Here is a 15,830-nt window from a genome sequence, read left to right on the forward strand (position 1 = left end):
CTTAGTCCTGCTCTGGGTTTCTTAAATAGTAGCCTACGCCTCGTCTTGTCACGATCCAGCTCGGGTGGCTAGGATTGTCTTCAATCTTTTCACGAAGACGGCGGACTGTGACGTCTACTGTACGGACATCTCCGAAGTAATCATAGCCCCATACGGTTTGCAGCAAGTGCTCACGTGTCATGACTTGTCCGATATGTTTCGCTAAATAATGAAGCAGTTCGAACTCACGGTGCGTCAATTCAATCGTTTCCTCGCGCTTAGACACCACATACGCATCTGGATAAATAACAAGTGATCCAACCTCAATATCATTTGATTCAGATTCTTCCTCCGTCTGCGGAGCAGCGGTTTGTCTTCTCAAATTCGCTTTCACGCGGGCAAGCAGCTCCCGTGTGCTGAAAGGCTTTGTCACATAATCATCTGCGCCAAGCTCAAGGCCGATGACTTTATCAATTTCAGAGTCTTTTGCTGTCAGCATGATAATCGGCATATCATATTTCTTTCTCACTTCACGGCACACTTCAACACCATCTTTATTCGGCAGCATAATGTCGAGCAGAATAATGTCCGGCTTGATTTCTTCTACCATTTCAAGGGCTTCGTTTCCATCATATGCACAATGAACCTCATAGCCCTCTTTCCTTAAATTAAATTCCAATATATCAGCAATCGGTTTTTCATCATCTACGACAAGAATCTTTTTTTCCATTGTGATTTCCTCCTGCATTTTTAGCATCTATGTCATTCCATTTTGCATGTATCATTACACCTTTTCCATTTATGAAAAAAAGGCTCACTGTCTATTATAACGTTTTACGAGGCAAAGATAAAAATAATAACGGCTTTCTTTTCTAGTAAACGTTGGATAGGAAGGCGCCGCTCGAAAAAATTGATGACTTTTTCCTTTTTTATTGAAACTTTTCCAATCACCAGCCGTCTATATAGATGTAACGTCTTCTTCTTATGGAGCCGGGCCCTACCTAGGTCCGGCTTCTCCCTTTTTATGCCTTCTTTTCATAATAAAAACGCACCTGCGATTGCAGATGCGTTTGGAAGTGGCTCGGGACGGAATCGAACCGCCGACACACGGATTTTCAGTCCGTTGCTCTACCAACTGAGCTACCGAGCCATCATCAAAAAGATGAATATGTATAAATGGCGGTCCGGACGGGACTCGAACCCGCGACCTCCTGCGTGACAGGCAGGCATTCTAACCAACTGAACTACCGGACCTCAGTAACTTGCCCGAAAAAGCAATCGTGGTGCTCCTTCAAGCAAGTGAGGAAAAAATTAGCTTAACGCTAAAGTAAATCAATGACCCGTACGGGATTCGAACCCGTGTTACCGCCGTGAAAGGGCGGTGTCTTAACCGCTTGACCAACGGGCCAATACATGGTGAGCCATGAAGGACTCGAACCTTCGACCCTCTGATTAAAAGTCAGATGCTCTACCAACTGAGCTAATGGCTCTCGGCTTGTGAAAAGTGAATCTGAAGAAGCTGTATTGCGCCAAACCAATCGCTTTAAAAAAGCTGGAACATCGCATCCTAACAAGTTTCAGAGACCTTTGCAACAACGAGATTTATAATATCATAGAGTAAATACATATGGCAATACGTTTTTCGACATTTTTTTAAAAAAAGTGTCGGATTTGAAATCTCCTGCCAAAGCCCCCATTTTTGCAACCGCCTTCAATTTTGATGCACCTTTTCGGGTGACCACTGCCTACTTAAACACATAGACACGTTTCAGGCCGCTCAAAAATGGCTATACATGAAACAAGTGACATTGTCATTGAAAAAGGAGGAAGCAGTATGAGTTCATTCAAATTAGGAGATAAAATGCCCAACTTTTCACTTCCAACAATACAGGGCGATCACATTGATTTCGACAAACATTTAGAGGAGCATCAAAGCTGGCACCTGATCGTTTTCTTTAGAGGATCTTGGTGCCCGGTATGTGTAGAAGAATTAAAAGAGCTCGAACAGCAGCAGTCATATTTTCAGGACAAGGATATTCACTTGATGGCGATTTCAACGGATAACCCTGATGACTTGAAGGCATTTGCTGATAAAGAGGGACTGTCCTTCCCGATCATGTATGACCATGATCTCACGTCATTAAAAGCATATGAAGTCCACTATCACGGGGAAGATGCCCCATATGAAGATCATGGGGTGCACGGTGAACCTGCTTATTTCTTATTAAATGAAAAAGGTCAAGTGCTCTATCAGCAAAGACAAACAAGTCCGTTTGGCAGACCGCACGCCAACGAACTACGCAAAATCATCCAGTACATCCGTAAAAATTTAAAAGGCCAATATAAAAGCCTGAAGTAAGGAAAAAGCCCTCGCGATGAGGGCTTTTTTATGAACATTTTTTGTTAAATAGCCAGTCAGCGGAGAAAAAAACAAGGAGTCCCGCCATTAAAATGACAAAAGTAACCGGTGGTCTGTCACCTTGGCAAAACGCGTACAGCGCATGCCCTCCTAATACCAGAAGATAAAAGACAAATGCCGGCACAGCTGCTTTATGTGTATTCGCTTGTTCTCTTTTCGTCATTTTTTTAAAAAACATTGTGCTCTCCCCTTTATGATGCTTGTTTCATCGTCACCCTGCGAAGTGCCCGTGAACGGATATATTCCATTGGTCCAATTCTCCAAACCTTTAGGCAAACTGCTGAAATCACGATTTGCAGAAGTGAAATCAACAGCCATGCCAATACAATAAGGGGCGCATTGATTTGACCGCCAAGACCCAATCCCCAGCTATAAAAAAGAATGGAACAGATGACATTTTGCAGGATGTAGCAGCTGAGCGCCATTTTCCCTACATATTCAAACCAAGTCCATATGAACCATGACTCCTTGCGCGCGAGGAGCTTCGCAATGACAGCTATATAGAAAATAGAGAGGAATGGTGAAAAGACGTAGCGCACCACAAATTCCACTAGATCGTTCGAAACGAAGACTAGTGCATTCAGCGGCAGACCAACCCACAGTCCGATTCGGAACATTATTTGCCGGAGAGATTGTCCGCGTTCATTTGCATAAAATACACCGGCTCTCATCATCCGCACACCCAATAAAAACAGAAATGTGTTCATTGGAATGATAAAGACCGCTTCTTCTCGGTACATGAAGAAGTATTGTAACCGTTCTTGAACCTGCGAGATCCATGTCTCTGGCAGCTGCTCTTCCAGCGCCGGTTCACCGCTTTGATCATCGGTCACTGACTCCATTTCAGAGAGGGAGTACAGCATCAGACATGACATCACGAGCAGATGAATCACACCTGAGAAAATCATGCCCTTTTTGATGCGCCTGCTTCCTCCCCGTACAATGTAAGCCACAAGCAGCCCCGTAACGGCATAGCTCATGAGCACATCATATTCCATCACAAGCGTAAAATGGACAAAGCCTTCGATAAATAAAAATAAAAGAATCCATAAATAAGTACCCGGCCAAGGCGTGTCCTTCCTTTTTGCCTGCTGGTATTTCAGCTCCAATCCAACACCAAACATGATCGTGAGCAGCGAGAGCATTTTTCCATAAACGAACATGGAGACAAGACTTTCTAGAAAACTGCCATTTTCATATTCATCCGCAATCTGATCTGTCGCAAAGGTATCCCCTGCATACGCAAAAAACCAGACGTTCGTTCCCAAGGTGCCTAGTATGGCAAAACCTCGTAAAATATCTAATAATCGTATTCTTTCTTTCACTAGAACGCTCCTTCCTCCTATACAGTTATCATATTTTGGTAATGACCGGAAGTCCGTTCTACTGAAATTAAGGAATATTTAAACAAAAAAACACCAGTAAAATGCGAGATTTTACTGGTGCTTCATCAATCTATTCTTATGGACGGTACACGCTGCGGACAACGTTCGTTTGTGAACGATCTGGTCCGACTGAGAAAATGGAAAGAGGAATACCTGTTAATTGTGAAATGCGTTCTAAATAATGGCGGGCATTTGCAGGCAGCTCACTTAAGTTCTTCACACCTGTAATATCCTCTGTCCATCCTGGCATTTCTTCGTAGACAGGCTCACATTTCGCTAATTCATTTAGGCTTGCTGGGAATTCCTCTGTGATTTCTCCATTCAATTTATAGGCGACACAGATTTTCAATTTTTCAATCCCTGTTAGTACATCAATTGAGTTAAGAGATAAATCTGTAATTCCGCTCACACGGCGTGCATGACGGACAACAACGCTGTCAAACCAGCCAACACGGCGCGGGCGTCCAGTTGTCGTACCGTATTCACGGCCAACCTCACGAATTTGATCGCCAATTTCATCATGGAGTTCTGTTGGGAATGGGCCATCTCCAACACGTGTTGTGTACGCTTTTGACACGCCGACTACATGTTGAATTTTCGTTGGTCCTACGCCAGAACCAATTGTCACGCCTCCAGCTACTGGGTTAGATGACGTCACAAATGGGTATGTCCCTTGATCGATATCAAGCATGACCCCTTGTGCTCCTTCAAATAGCACGCGGCGGCCTTCATCTAGTGCATCATTCAAAACAACAGATGTGTCTACGACATATTTTTTCACTTGCTGGCCATATTCATAATACTCGTCTAAAATATCTTCAATCTTGAAGCCTTCTGTGTCATACATTTTCTCTAAGAGACGATTTTTCTCTTCTAGATTACGTGCAAGCTTCTCTTCAAATACTTCACGATCTAATAGATCTGCGACGCGGATACCAACGCGGGCAGCTTTATCCATATAAGCTGGTCCGATTCCTTTTTTCGTCGTACCGATCTTATTAGCCCCTTTCCGCTCTTCTTCTACCTCGTCCAATTTTAAATGGTAAGGCAGAATAACATGGGCTCTATTGCTGATTCTGAGGTTATCTGTACTCACATTCCGTTCGTGAAGATACGCAAGCTCAGTGACCAACGCTTTAGGATCAACCACCATTCCATTACCGATGACACAAGTTTTCTCTTTATAAAAAATACCGGATGGAATGAGGTGTAGCTTGTATGTCACTCCATCAAATTTGATCGTGTGACCTGCATTGTTTCCCCCTTGATAACGGGCAATCACCTCTGCATTTTCTGAAAGGAAATCGGTAATTTTCCCTTTCCCTTCGTCACCCCACTGCGTACCTACTACGACTACTGAAGACATATCGTGCACCTCCGTTAACCTTTCAAAACGTTATCTCTTTCAAACACATTTATTTTATCAATGCACAACGAAAAAGTCAACGCGAAATCCGAACATTAATATCTCGAAATCAAATTTTGTTCGTTTTAAATATAAAGAAAAGCGCTTTAATCACTTTTCCAGTGCTTAAAAATGGAGATTTTGAGCAAAAACAACTTTTTACCGTTTCCAGCTGTTCATCAACATAAAAAAGACCCCCAACAATGGGCGTCTTTTTTAAACAGGTGTAATACCATCTGTGTTCATCAGCACAACTCGATACCCATCTGGGTCTTCAATGGTTGCTCCTCCCCGGTCCCAGTATGGATTCGTAGAGGTGACATGGCGTCCGCCAAATGAGAGCAATCTCTCTTTCATTTGCTGAAATTCTTCTGCATCTGGAATATAGAAAACAAGCAGCTGTTCTGGATGCGGGACGGGCAGGCTGTCTTCTTCTTCATGTTTGGTGATTTCTAAATGAACATGCTGGTGAGGCAGCCCGAGCATCACACCATCGTACCCTTCATGCCGATCAAATGAGCCTATTCGTTTGAGCCCTAAGCCTTCTTCATAAAAGGAAACAACCTCTTTCATGTTGACAGTTGGGCGTGCGATACGTAATTGAGCGGCTTCAAACTGTTGAAATTTCATCAGTCTTCACTCCTTTTCTCCTTTTAGTATACGCTCTCTCTTTTTCTCTCTCCTCCTCATTTTGATTGTTTTTTCAATCATTCTTTCGATGTAGATCAACCAAAAAAGCCCAGCTTCTTGAGCTGGGCTTTAAGCACCGGGCGGAACACCCGCATCATCAAATCTTCTTTCCAGATTGACGAATTTGTTATATTCTTTGACGAACGCCAGTGATACTGTACCAACTGGACCGTTACGCTGTTTGGCAATAATGATTTCGATAATGTTTTTATTCTCTGATTCTTTGTCATAGTAATCATCACGATAAAGGAATGCCACGATATCGGCATCCTGCTCGATACTTCCTGATTCACGAATATCAGACATCATCGGACGTTTGTCCTGACGCTGCTCTACCCCACGGGAAAGCTGAGACAAGGCAATAACCGGAACTTCAAGCTCCCTTGCCAGCGATTTTAATGCCCTAGAGATTTCAGAAACCTCCTGCTGACGGTTATCGCTTGATCGCCCGCTCCCTTGAATGAGCTGCAAGTAGTCAATCAGAATCATGCCAAGACCATTTTCTTGCTTCAATCGGCGGCATTTCGAGCGAATTTCACTTACTCTGATTCCAGGTGTATCGTCAATGAAAATTCCGCTGTTTGACAGCGAGCCCATCGCCATTGTCAGCTTGCCCCAGTCCTCTTCTGTCAGATTACCGGTTCTTAGGTTTTGTGCATTGATATTCCCCTCTGCACAAAGCATACGCATAACGAGCTGCTCAGCACCCATCTCTAAACTAAAGATAGCAACACTTTCGTCCGTTTTGGTCGCGACATTTTGGGCAATGTTCAATGCGAAGGCGGTTTTCCCTACTGATGGACGAGCCGCTACAATGATTAAATCATTTCGCTGGAATCCAGCTGTCATCCGGTCAAGCTCAGAGAAACCTGTTGGAATCCCTGTGATATCGCCTTTACGGTTATGAAGCTGTTCAATATTATCGTATGTTTGAACAAGAACGTCCTTAATGTTTTGAAAGGCTCCTGAGTTTTTACGCTGCGCCACTTCCATAATGGTCTTTTCCGCATCGCTCAACAGGTCCTCTACTTCATCCTCACGCGTATACCCATCTTGTGCAATGGTTGTCGCCGTACGGATCAGACGTCTTAAAATGGATTTCTCTTCTACAATTTTTGCATAGTATTCAATGTTTGCGGCAGTTGGGACAGAGTTCGCAATGTCGGTTAAATACGAAATCCCGCCTACCTCTTCTAGTAAATCTGTATTGGCAAGCTCAGATGTCACCGTGACAAGATCGACCGGTTCTCCTCTATCGCCAAGTACAAGCATCGCATTGTAAATCTTTTGATGCGACATTCTATAGAAATCCTCTGGAATTAATACCTCAGAAGCGAGCGTTAGCGCAGATGGTTCTAAAAAAACAGCACCTAATACGGCCTGCTCGGCTTCTATATTTTGCGGCGGCAGCCGGTCATCGAGAAGTTCCGTCATGCCAAGCACCGTCCTTTCATAAAAAAATACGCTACTCATCATTTTAACATTTTCATCAATAAAAAAGTGAAAAACATCGACTATAGTCAAAATTACCATGTTGATATTTTGTGCAAACCAGCGCATTTCAATAGAAAAGACTCTGTAACATCAATTGTTATAGAGTCTTTCGTTATCGCTAATGATTTTGTATCTGTCATCGTTCAAGTTTTGTTAATCTATCGCTTTCTTAACCCCATAATTCACTTTTTGCCCAATGTCTTGTAAAGAACCGTTTTGATAACCAATAGATAAAACCAAATCTGGAATGGAATCAAACCCGTTTTTCGCTAGGTCAAATAGCTGTGCACCGTAATGTGAAGCGGCAATGCGCGCATTTTCTGCTGTATATGGATTTTTAAGAAGTTCTTCTTTGTATAGATCAAAAATATTCGTTCCGTTATCCGTTACAAATTGACCATTTACAATGCTTAAATCCTTTAAATTGAAGCCTGTGACCGTTTTGATTTGATTAACAAGATGGAACTTTGCCAGAGAATCCGGTGTGAATTGAGTAGAATCATCATTTCTGCTTTTCATGATATGGAAAAATAATTCTCTTGTATTGTTGGTTGTATTTAATAAGTCTTCTATTTGTTTCATCAGCGTTTCGTCTTTTGAACCACTTACCACCAATTTAAAATTGTTCGGGTCAATGGTAAAAGTGAGATTTGTGTTTTTAGGAATGGTTATACCGTTTTTAGAGAATAAATCTTGTATTTGTTCGTTGACCTTTTGCCGATTGAATATTTTTTTCTCTACGCTTTCTTGAGTAGGATCGTACCGTTTTTCGTTACGGAAGATGGCGTCATTAAAGTCATATTGACCTCCTTTTCCAGAATTAGCCCAGCCAATCTCCATCGTATATGCAGCTTCTCTTTCTACTTTAGTTAGATCACTCCTAAAATAAGGCGAGCGTGGATTTCGATACTTATCGTGTATATGACCATGAGGATTTTTGAAACGTTTATTTTGTTCATTTATTTTTTCATATTTTTCATCTAGTATTTTCATCCGTCTATCAGATTCGGTCATCACCTCATTTGTACTTTTAATAGCTGATTGACCCTTATAGTCTATTCGGTTCTGATTGTTTAAAGCACCTGCCGTGTACGACGTATTAATTTTCATTTTGATTCTCCTTTTAAAAAAATTAGTGATTATTAAATATATCGGCAATTAAGTTAAAATTTGTTAGTTTTGATCCGATATAGTAATTATTACAAGGAGGGTTAAAATATGACAAATACTATCTTTAAACTTTTTTTATTACCTGCATTAGTATTAGTGCTTATTACTAGTCTTTTTGCACCTAATTCAGCAGAAGCAGCGATAACGGGGAATAACAGCCCTAACACAGCAAGCTCAATGGGATATTGGAAAAATAGTCGCCCAGATACAACAATCTTACCTGAAGGTGAAAATGAAGCGTATTATCAGTTCACGATCAATAAGGGTGAAAGGGTCTATGTGCGAAGTTCGTATAATAAGCAATATACGGGGATGAAAATCGAGGTATATAATTCGAAGAGTTCTAAACCAGGGTCAAGAGTGATTAATCCTGATTCAGTAACACCCTTTATATTTGCAAATACTGGTGACGTTACTTCAACTTCAGAAACTTATTTTGTGAAAGTGACCCGTGGCTCATATACAGGGAATATGTATTTTACTGTCTCCATTCAAGATCGTATCAAATCTGGGAATGGGACATTCAATTTTACCGGGACTGCTACCAACTTGGGGAATTCATCTTTGAATCTAGCAGGTGTTGATTCTTCTGTCATTACAATGGATTTAACGAACAATTCTTCTATTCCTAACAATGCTATCGTTAAATCGATTTCAACAACTAGTACCCAATCGCCTAACCAAGGAAATGTCACACACAAACTGATGGCTGATGAAAACAAGATTTGGAACCAATCACTTTTTTCATCTGCAACAAGTGGGTCTTATCGTATTTCACTGGAAGATGAATTAAAAGTAGCTCAAAAATGGAGCTTTAAGTACAACGCAAAGGCTACTGCGAGATCTACTATGAGCAATGTCAAAGCCGATATTCGTTACGAATATGATGTCACAGATGGATTCTAATTGAATGGTGTTTACAGACATGTACACCAATTGATCAAAAAGTAAGGGGACATCCCTTACTTTTTTCATTTCCGCATTTTTGATGCTATATGATATTTGGCCAACTTTAAAACAGCACCGTCCTTTCATAAGAAATACGCTGCTCATAAAAAGTGAAAGTGTTAATGGTGGTTTTGCTTGAGGGCGTGTTGAAAGAGGAGGATGGTGATCATATCGGTGGCCCGCTGGTATAAATCCCATTGTTCATAGGCCGCAAATGTCATCCGTATATCATGTAATGATTGCTTCATTTCATGATATTCTTCCACTGTAAACGTATTTTTCAGTTTGAACTGATGTTCAAGCAGTTTTAGCCTTAGCTTTCCTAATGGAGTTTTCATTCTGCCTACATTCCCTTCGATCTTGTCTTCCTTAGAAAATTGTATATGAATTTACGCATGAGATTGAATAAGTTGTGAGATATGCTCACCAGCTTTTCGAAAAATTCTCCTCTTTTTTCCTAAAAATACAAGAAGGTCTATAGACTTATTTTTCCTCAAAATGATTTCAAGAAGAAAAACCTATATATATTCCTGAATCAAACAGAAGAAAATGGTAAATATCCCGTGACGGTCAAGGTCTTTTGGCATTTCTCCTCTTTTTAAATGACTCAGTCCGGCATTCCCTATTTCCATTCATTTGGTAGTTATTTAGTCCTTTATTTTCCGAAAATTTAGATCAAATTATCAATTACACCACTTAATGAACATTTGACTTCATAATTGATAACCATTATCATTTGATTTGCTTGCGTGATAATTGAGAATCATTTTCATTTGAAGGGACCATTCTTCAATCTCTACACTCATCCTATATCCGCAAGCCTGCTTTTATCAGCATATGAGAGTCAATTTGAGGAAGGGGATTTTTTACACATGTCCAAACGCCCTGAAGGAATGGGTACTGAGGATTCTCTTTTCGGAGAAAGCCGTCCTTTTTTTATACCTGGGACGGAGCAACTGGATATCACAGCACACCCATACAGACTTTTTATATTTAAACCGACTACTACTCCTCCAGCGGCTGGTTTTCCAGTCATGTACGTGCTTGATGGGAATTCACTTTTTGGCACAATGGTCGAAGCCATTCGTTTACAGTCAAGAAGACCCGAAAAAACAGGTGTTGTACCTGCCATCATTGTTGGAATTGGCTATCAGACAGAAGCGCCCTATCATCCGCTCAGGCATTATGATCTCACTCTAACCGGCCCTGACGCTTCCATTGGTGGCAAAAGAAAGGATTTCTCCACCCATACATATGGCGGCGCCTCTGCGTTCTTTTCTTTTTTAGAAAAGATTGTAAAGCCTTATATCGAGCAGCGCTTTCCGATCAACCAGAGTCGTCAAACACTATTTGGGCACTCTCTTGGCGGTCTTTTTGTATTACACACACTATTTGAGCACCCTGATGCTTATCAAACATATATTGCAGGCAGTCCTTCTATCCACTGGAACAAAAAATTATTTCTAGAAAAAGAACACCAATTCACCAGCCATATACGTCAGATGCCTATGGATGTCAGGCTGCTTGTAGGTGTAGGTGAGTTAGAAAAACATCATCCGTGTCAAATGAATGATCATGCAAATTCACTAGCAAATCGTATGCTGCCCTTATCCCCATATGGCTTGCATACAGCCTATCACGAATTCCCTAAAGAAGGACATACGTCCGTTTTACCGGTGCTGATGAATGACGCTTTTCGATTTGCACTCTATCATGATGATCCTTTCACAACCACAGACATGAAGGAAAGGCAGTGAACACATGAAACACAGTGGTCTATCTCAAAAAGTTGTCCTTATCACAGGCGCAGGACAGGGTATTGGACAAGCAGTCGCAAAAAGACTAGCCGAAGAAGGTGCGATTATTGCAGCAGTTGACGTAAAAGAAGATCAGCTGCAAAGCACCGTCCAGCAAATGAAGGATGAAGGCATACGTGCCTTTGCCTATCCAGGTAACATTACCGATCAAGCATCTGTTCAGCACATTGTCGATCAAATTGAAAAGCAGCTTGGCCCCATTTATTTACTGGTCAATGTAGCAGGCATTCTTCGAATGGGTTCTATTGACCAGCTTAGTGCAGATGACTGGCAACAAACTTTCGCAGTCAACACACATGGTGTCTTTTACGTATCTCAAGCTGTCTCCAAATACATGATGAAAAGATCAGAAGGGGTCATTGTGACCGTCAGCTCTAACGCAGGTGCCATTCCTAGAATGAATATGGCTGCCTATGCCGCTTCAAAAGCAGCAGCCACTTCATTTACAAAAACGCTTGGATTAGAACTGGCTGCCTATGGAATCAGGTGCAACGTCGTCTCTCCTGGGTCTACCGCAACGCCTATGCAATGGGCTTTATGGCCTGATAAACAAGGAGAAAATCAGGTGATTAAAGGTTCACTAGAGACGTATAAAACCGGTATTCCTTTACAAAAAATCGCTGATCCTCAAAATATCGCTGATGCAGTCATTTTCTTTGCATCTGAGCAATCCAGTCATATTACGATGCAGAATCTCACGATTGATGGCGGCGCAACACTCGGAATCTAGCATTTCATTTAAAAGGAGGCCTTTTCATGAAACATTCATTATTGTCGTCCGAAGAAAAAGTACAATTGCTTCAAGACTATCAGCCAGGCGCTTTTTTTCTTGCTTCACCTAAACGCACGATACTTGCCGAAGGGATTTTCCAGCATATTGAAACCAATCAGCTAAATGAACTATCCACAAGGGTAGCGCACGTATTTGAAGATGCCAAACAAGCTGGAATTCAAACACCGATTGTGGCTGGTGCTGTCCCATTTGATCCGGCGCAGCCCGTTCGTTTAAATGTACCAGTCCATGTACAGTTTAGTGATCCACTCGAATTTCAACAAGGTGATGAGGAGTCAGAAGCGGCATCGCCATCCTATGAGGTGACACCTGACCCTTCTCCTGAAGTCTACATGAATGGTGTGAACGAAGGATTAGCTAAAATTGAAAAAGGAGAGCTTAGCAAAATCGTCATTTCTCGATCTCTCCATCTCAAATCAAATCAAGACATTCCTACGAAAACAATACTCGAACGACTGGCTCGTTATAATACGACTGGCTATACGTTTGCTGCAAATGTAGCTGATCCGAAGTCTTCCCAAAAGCGCACACTTCTTGGGGCAAGCCCTGAGCTGCTCCTTTCTAAAACCGGTTCATCTGTGATTTCCAATCCACTTGCTGGTTCCCGGCCGCGCAGTTCAGATCCAGTAGAAGACCAGCGCCGCCGCGATGAACTCCTTACCTCAGCGAAGGATTTACACGAGCACGCAGTGGTTGTTGAAGCTGTCACTAAAGCGCTTACTCCATACTGTCATATACTAGATGTGCCTGCATCACCATCCGTCATTCAAACAGAAACGATGTGGCATTTATCTACTGTGGTCAAAGGTGACTTAATAGATTCCAGTGTGTCCTCAATTGATTTGGCACTTAGCCTTCATCCAACACCCGCAGTATGCGGAACACCTACAGCAGATGCACGTGAAGCCATTCAAGCGATTGAACCCTTCGATCGAGGATTTTTCACAGGAATGATCGGTTGGGCAGATACAAATGGTGATGGTGATTGGATTGTCACCATTCGTTGTGCAGAAGCTGAGGGTCACTCCCTACGTCTCTTTGCTGGTGCAGGAGTGGTCAAAGGATCAAAGGCAGAAGAAGAGCTAGCTGAAACATCTGCAAAATTCAACACGATGCTTCACGCGATGGGCATCCATCAGTGATAAAAATAAATAGGAGATGACAAAAACATGTTTGTTCAACCACCTACATGGCCAGAAGAATTTGCAAAACGCTACCGTGAAAACGGCTGTTGGCGTGGGGAAACCTTTGGCGGTATGCTTCGTGAACGCGCCGCATCGTTAGGAAATAAAACAGCCATTACATACGCTGATACGCACATAAGCTACCAAGAACTTGACGAACGCGTCAGCAGTCTTGCTGCCGGTTTTCATCAGCTTGGAATTCAAAAAGGCAGTCGAGTTGTCGTGCAGCTTCCTAACATTCCTGCTTTTTTTGAAGTCATTTTCGCTTTATTTCGAATCGGTGCTTTACCCGTGTTCTCTCTGCCATCTCATAGAAGCAGTGAAATCACTTATTTTATTGAGTTTGCCGAAGCAGATGCATATGTCATACCAGATATTGATGGCAGCTTTGATTATCGATCACTCGCACGTCAAGTGAAAGAAAAGCTTCCCTCATTACCTCATGTCATTGTTGCAGGGGAAGCTGAGGAATTCCTTTGCTTGGATGATCTGCGAAAGGACCCAGCTCTTGATCCTCAAATTCATGTAGAGGCAAGCGATATTGCGTTTCTTCAGTTATCTGGAGGCAGCACAGGCCTTTCAAAGCTCATTCCTCGTACACATGATGACTATATTTATAGTCTTTGGAAAAGCAATGAGGTGTGCGAGCTCACACAAGAAAGTGTGTATCTAGCTGCACTTCCAGTTGCGCACAACTATCCATTAAGCTCGCCTGGCGTCCTTGGAACGTTATACGCAGGCGGAAGAGTCGTTCTTGCACCTGGATCAAGCCCTGATGTCGTCTTTCCACTCATTGAAAAAGAACGGGCGACCATTACCGCTGTCGTTCCACCTATCGCATTGATTTGGCTAGAGGCCGCTCCTCATCGGTCAGATGACTTATCGAGTCTTGAAGTCTTACAAGTCGGTGGTGCTAAATTCAGTGCTGAGGCAGCAAAACGAGTGAAGCCTACACTTGGATGTAAGTTACAGCAAGTTTTTGGCATGGCAGAAGGTCTGGTCAACTATACCAGATTAGATGATCCTGAACATGTCATTATTCATACACAAGGACGCCCAATGTCTGAATATGATGAGGTACTAGTGGTAGATGATGAGGACAAGCCCGTCCCGCATGAAGTGGCTGGACATCTTTTAACAAGAGGACCTTATACGATTCGCGGCTACTATAAAGCCGATGAACAAAACAAAAAAGCATTTACACCCGATGGCTTTTACAGAACAGGTGACATCGTGCGATTAACCAAAGAAGGAAATGTTGTTGTAGAAGGCAGAGACAAGGATCAAATCAATCGTGGCGGCGAAAAAGTTGCCGCTGAAGAAGTTGAAAACCATTTACTTGCGCATCCTGACATTCATGATGCCGCCATGGTGTCTATGCCAGATCCATTTCTTGGCGAACGCTCATGTGCCTTTGTTATCGCGAAAGGAAACAACAAACCAGCACCGCACATCTTAAAATCATTTCTAAGAGAACGCGGGCTCGCAGCCTTTAAAATTCCCGACCGCATTGAATGGATCGATGCGTTCCCGCAAACAGGTGTAGGCAAAGTCAGTAAAAAAGCATTAAGAGAATTAGCTGCAACCCATACTGCCAACGTATAAAAAAGAGGAGTGAAAACCATGGCAATCCCTACTATTCCTGCATATCCAATGCCAAGCACACAAGATTTACCCGAAAATAAAGTGAACTGGATACCAGATCCGAAACGTGCTGTTCTGCTGATACATGACATGCAGCAATATTTTTTAAATGCATTTCAACAAGATACATCACCGATCACAGAGTTAGTGCAGCATATTCAACAATTACGTGATACATGCAATGAACTTGGAATCCCCGTCGTCTATACAGCGCAACCTGGTGACCAAGACCCGAAGGATCGTGCCTTATTAACAGATTTTTGGGGACCTGGACTTGGTGATGATGAAGCATTGACAAAAATCATTGATCAGCTTGCTCCATCTGAGGCAGATACAATGCTGACAAAATGGCGTTATAGCGCATTCAAGAAATCTAATTTTTTGGATATTCTTCAAGAAGGCGGGCGTGATCAACTGATCATTACTGGCGTATATGCACATATTGGCTGTATGCTGACAGCCGCAGAAGCATTCATGCTGGATATTGAAACCTTTTTTGTCGCCGATGCCGTCGCTGACTTTTCACTGAAACATCACAAAATGGCCATGACCTATGCAGCTGAACGCTGTGCAGTCACCACAACGACAAACCAAATCATCAGTCATTTAACAGGACAAGAAGCAAACAGTGATGATTTATCCTTTGAGGCCATCGTTCACCAAGTAGCTGAGTATCTCCAAATCGATCCAAATGAAATACCGCTTGATGAGAATCTCGTCTACCTTGGGCTTGATTCTATTAGAATGATGAGCCTAGCGGAAAAGTGGAGGCAGCAAGGAGCGGCAGTCAATTTCGTTGAGCTTGCAGCAAATCCAACGCTCGCTCATTGGCGGACTCTTCTTTTCCCAGAAAAGCAGCCATCTATCCCAAATATCGATTACTTGTAAAGGAGGTATAGACC

15 protein-coding genes and 4 tRNA genes are annotated in these 15,830 nt (G+C 42.4%); 7 read left to right on the forward strand and 12 right to left on the reverse strand.

Features of this window, described 5'->3' with window-relative positions:
• Position 1: 1 nt before the first annotated feature.
• The 5 genes from yycF to NSQ34_RS18455 all read right to left on the reverse strand — a co-directional run bounded on the left by yycF (position 2) and on the right by NSQ34_RS18455 (position 1,469).
• Complete coding sequence (gene yycF / locus NSQ34_RS18435; protein ID WP_024424030.1) at positions 2 to 709, reverse strand: response regulator YycF; 708 nt, start codon at positions 707 to 709, stop codon at positions 2 to 4.
• Between the two features lie 347 nt (positions 710 to 1,056).
• A tRNA-Phe gene (locus tag NSQ34_RS18440) sits at positions 1,057 to 1,129 on the reverse strand.
• 27 nt (positions 1,130 to 1,156) lie between these two features.
• Positions 1,157 to 1,233: transfer RNA gene (locus tag NSQ34_RS18445), tRNA-Asp, on the reverse strand.
• 82 nt (positions 1,234 to 1,315) lie between these two features.
• Positions 1,316 to 1,387: transfer RNA gene (locus tag NSQ34_RS18450), tRNA-Glu, on the reverse strand.
• Positions 1,388 to 1,393: 6 nt separating this feature from the next.
• Positions 1,394 to 1,469, reverse strand: a tRNA-Lys gene (locus NSQ34_RS18455).
• A gap of 344 nt (positions 1,470 to 1,813) precedes the next feature.
• On the opposite strand from NSQ34_RS18455, the gene NSQ34_RS18460 reads away from it, so the two are divergent.
• Positions 1,814 to 2,338: a peroxiredoxin family protein gene (locus tag NSQ34_RS18460; RefSeq protein ID WP_024424031.1), complete on the forward strand. Its 525-nt coding sequence runs from the start codon at positions 1,814 to 1,816 to the stop codon at positions 2,336 to 2,338.
• A 28-nt stretch (positions 2,339 to 2,366) separates the two neighbouring features.
• On the opposite strand, the gene NSQ34_RS18465 is transcribed toward NSQ34_RS18460, so the two are convergent.
• From NSQ34_RS18465 to NSQ34_RS18490, 6 genes are all read right to left on the reverse strand, one after another.
• Positions 2,367 to 2,576 carry a hypothetical protein gene (locus NSQ34_RS18465; RefSeq protein ID WP_070326249.1) on the reverse strand — a complete coding sequence of 70 codons (210 nt, stop codon included), beginning with the start codon at positions 2,574 to 2,576 and terminating at the stop codon, positions 2,367 to 2,369.
• Between the two features lie 13 nt (positions 2,577 to 2,589).
• Positions 2,590 to 3,723, reverse strand: coding sequence for a DUF418 domain-containing protein (locus NSQ34_RS18470; RefSeq protein ID WP_070326250.1), 1,134 nt, complete (start codon positions 3,721 to 3,723; stop codon positions 2,590 to 2,592).
• A 136-nt stretch (positions 3,724 to 3,859) separates the two neighbouring features.
• The gene (locus tag NSQ34_RS18475; protein ID WP_024424032.1) at positions 3,860 to 5,149 is read right to left on the reverse strand and encodes an adenylosuccinate synthase; all 1,290 of its coding nucleotides are present in this window, start codon (positions 5,147 to 5,149) and stop codon (positions 3,860 to 3,862) included.
• A 255-nt stretch (positions 5,150 to 5,404) separates the two neighbouring features.
• A complete protein-coding gene (locus tag NSQ34_RS18480) occupies positions 5,405 to 5,818 on the reverse strand; it encodes a VOC family protein (protein WP_065215020.1) in 414 nt (137 codons plus the stop codon).
• A 129-nt stretch (positions 5,819 to 5,947) separates the two neighbouring features.
• Complete coding sequence (gene dnaB / locus NSQ34_RS18485; protein ID WP_003214779.1) at positions 5,948 to 7,312, reverse strand: replicative DNA helicase; 1,365 nt, start codon at positions 7,310 to 7,312, stop codon at positions 5,948 to 5,950.
• 213 nt (positions 7,313 to 7,525) lie between these two features.
• On the reverse strand, positions 7,526 to 8,482 hold the full coding sequence (locus NSQ34_RS18490; RefSeq protein WP_342501002.1) for a DUF4885 family protein: 957 nt from the start codon (positions 8,480 to 8,482) through the stop codon (positions 7,526 to 7,528).
• Between the two features lie 108 nt (positions 8,483 to 8,590).
• On the opposite strand from NSQ34_RS18490, the gene NSQ34_RS18495 reads away from it, so the two are divergent.
• The gene (locus NSQ34_RS18495; protein WP_268456246.1) at positions 8,591 to 9,448 is read left to right on the forward strand and encodes a hypothetical protein; all 858 of its coding nucleotides are present in this window, start codon (positions 8,591 to 8,593) and stop codon (positions 9,446 to 9,448) included.
• A 161-nt stretch (positions 9,449 to 9,609) separates the two neighbouring features.
• On the opposite strand, the gene NSQ34_RS18500 is transcribed toward NSQ34_RS18495, so the two are convergent.
• Positions 9,610 to 9,828, reverse strand: a complete 219-nt coding sequence (locus NSQ34_RS18500) for a hypothetical protein (protein WP_034283605.1) — start codon at positions 9,826 to 9,828, stop codon at positions 9,610 to 9,612.
• 534 nt (positions 9,829 to 10,362) lie between these two features.
• On the opposite strand from NSQ34_RS18500, the gene NSQ34_RS18505 reads away from it, so the two are divergent.
• Genes NSQ34_RS18505 through NSQ34_RS18525 form a run of 5 tightly spaced genes read left to right on the forward strand, consistent with a single transcriptional unit; the run spans position 10,363 to position 15,816 of the window.
• Entirely contained in the window at positions 10,363 to 11,247 is an 885-nt protein-coding gene (locus NSQ34_RS18505) for an alpha/beta hydrolase-fold protein (protein ID WP_034283606.1), read from the forward strand.
• Positions 11,248 to 11,251: 4 nt separating this feature from the next.
• A complete protein-coding gene (locus NSQ34_RS18510) occupies positions 11,252 to 12,037 on the forward strand; it encodes a 2,3-dihydro-2,3-dihydroxybenzoate dehydrogenase (RefSeq protein ID WP_217008626.1) in 786 nt (261 codons plus the stop codon).
• A gap of 26 nt (positions 12,038 to 12,063) precedes the next feature.
• Entirely contained in the window at positions 12,064 to 13,242 is a 1,179-nt protein-coding gene (dhbC, locus tag NSQ34_RS18515; RefSeq protein WP_342501003.1) for an isochorismate synthase DhbC, read from the forward strand.
• A gap of 27 nt (positions 13,243 to 13,269) precedes the next feature.
• Complete coding sequence (locus NSQ34_RS18520; RefSeq protein WP_340891122.1) at positions 13,270 to 14,889, forward strand: (2,3-dihydroxybenzoyl)adenylate synthase; 1,620 nt, start codon at positions 13,270 to 13,272, stop codon at positions 14,887 to 14,889.
• A gap of 18 nt (positions 14,890 to 14,907) precedes the next feature.
• Positions 14,908 to 15,816, forward strand: coding sequence for an isochorismatase family protein (locus NSQ34_RS18525; RefSeq protein WP_342501004.1), 909 nt, complete (start codon positions 14,908 to 14,910; stop codon positions 15,814 to 15,816).
• Positions 15,817 to 15,830: the final 14 nt, after the last annotated feature.

The organism is Bacillus sp. FSL P2-0069 (genome assembly GCF_038593315.1).
In the GTDB taxonomy this organism is placed as follows: domain Bacteria; phylum Bacillota; class Bacilli; order Bacillales; family Bacillaceae; genus Bacillus; species Bacillus safensis.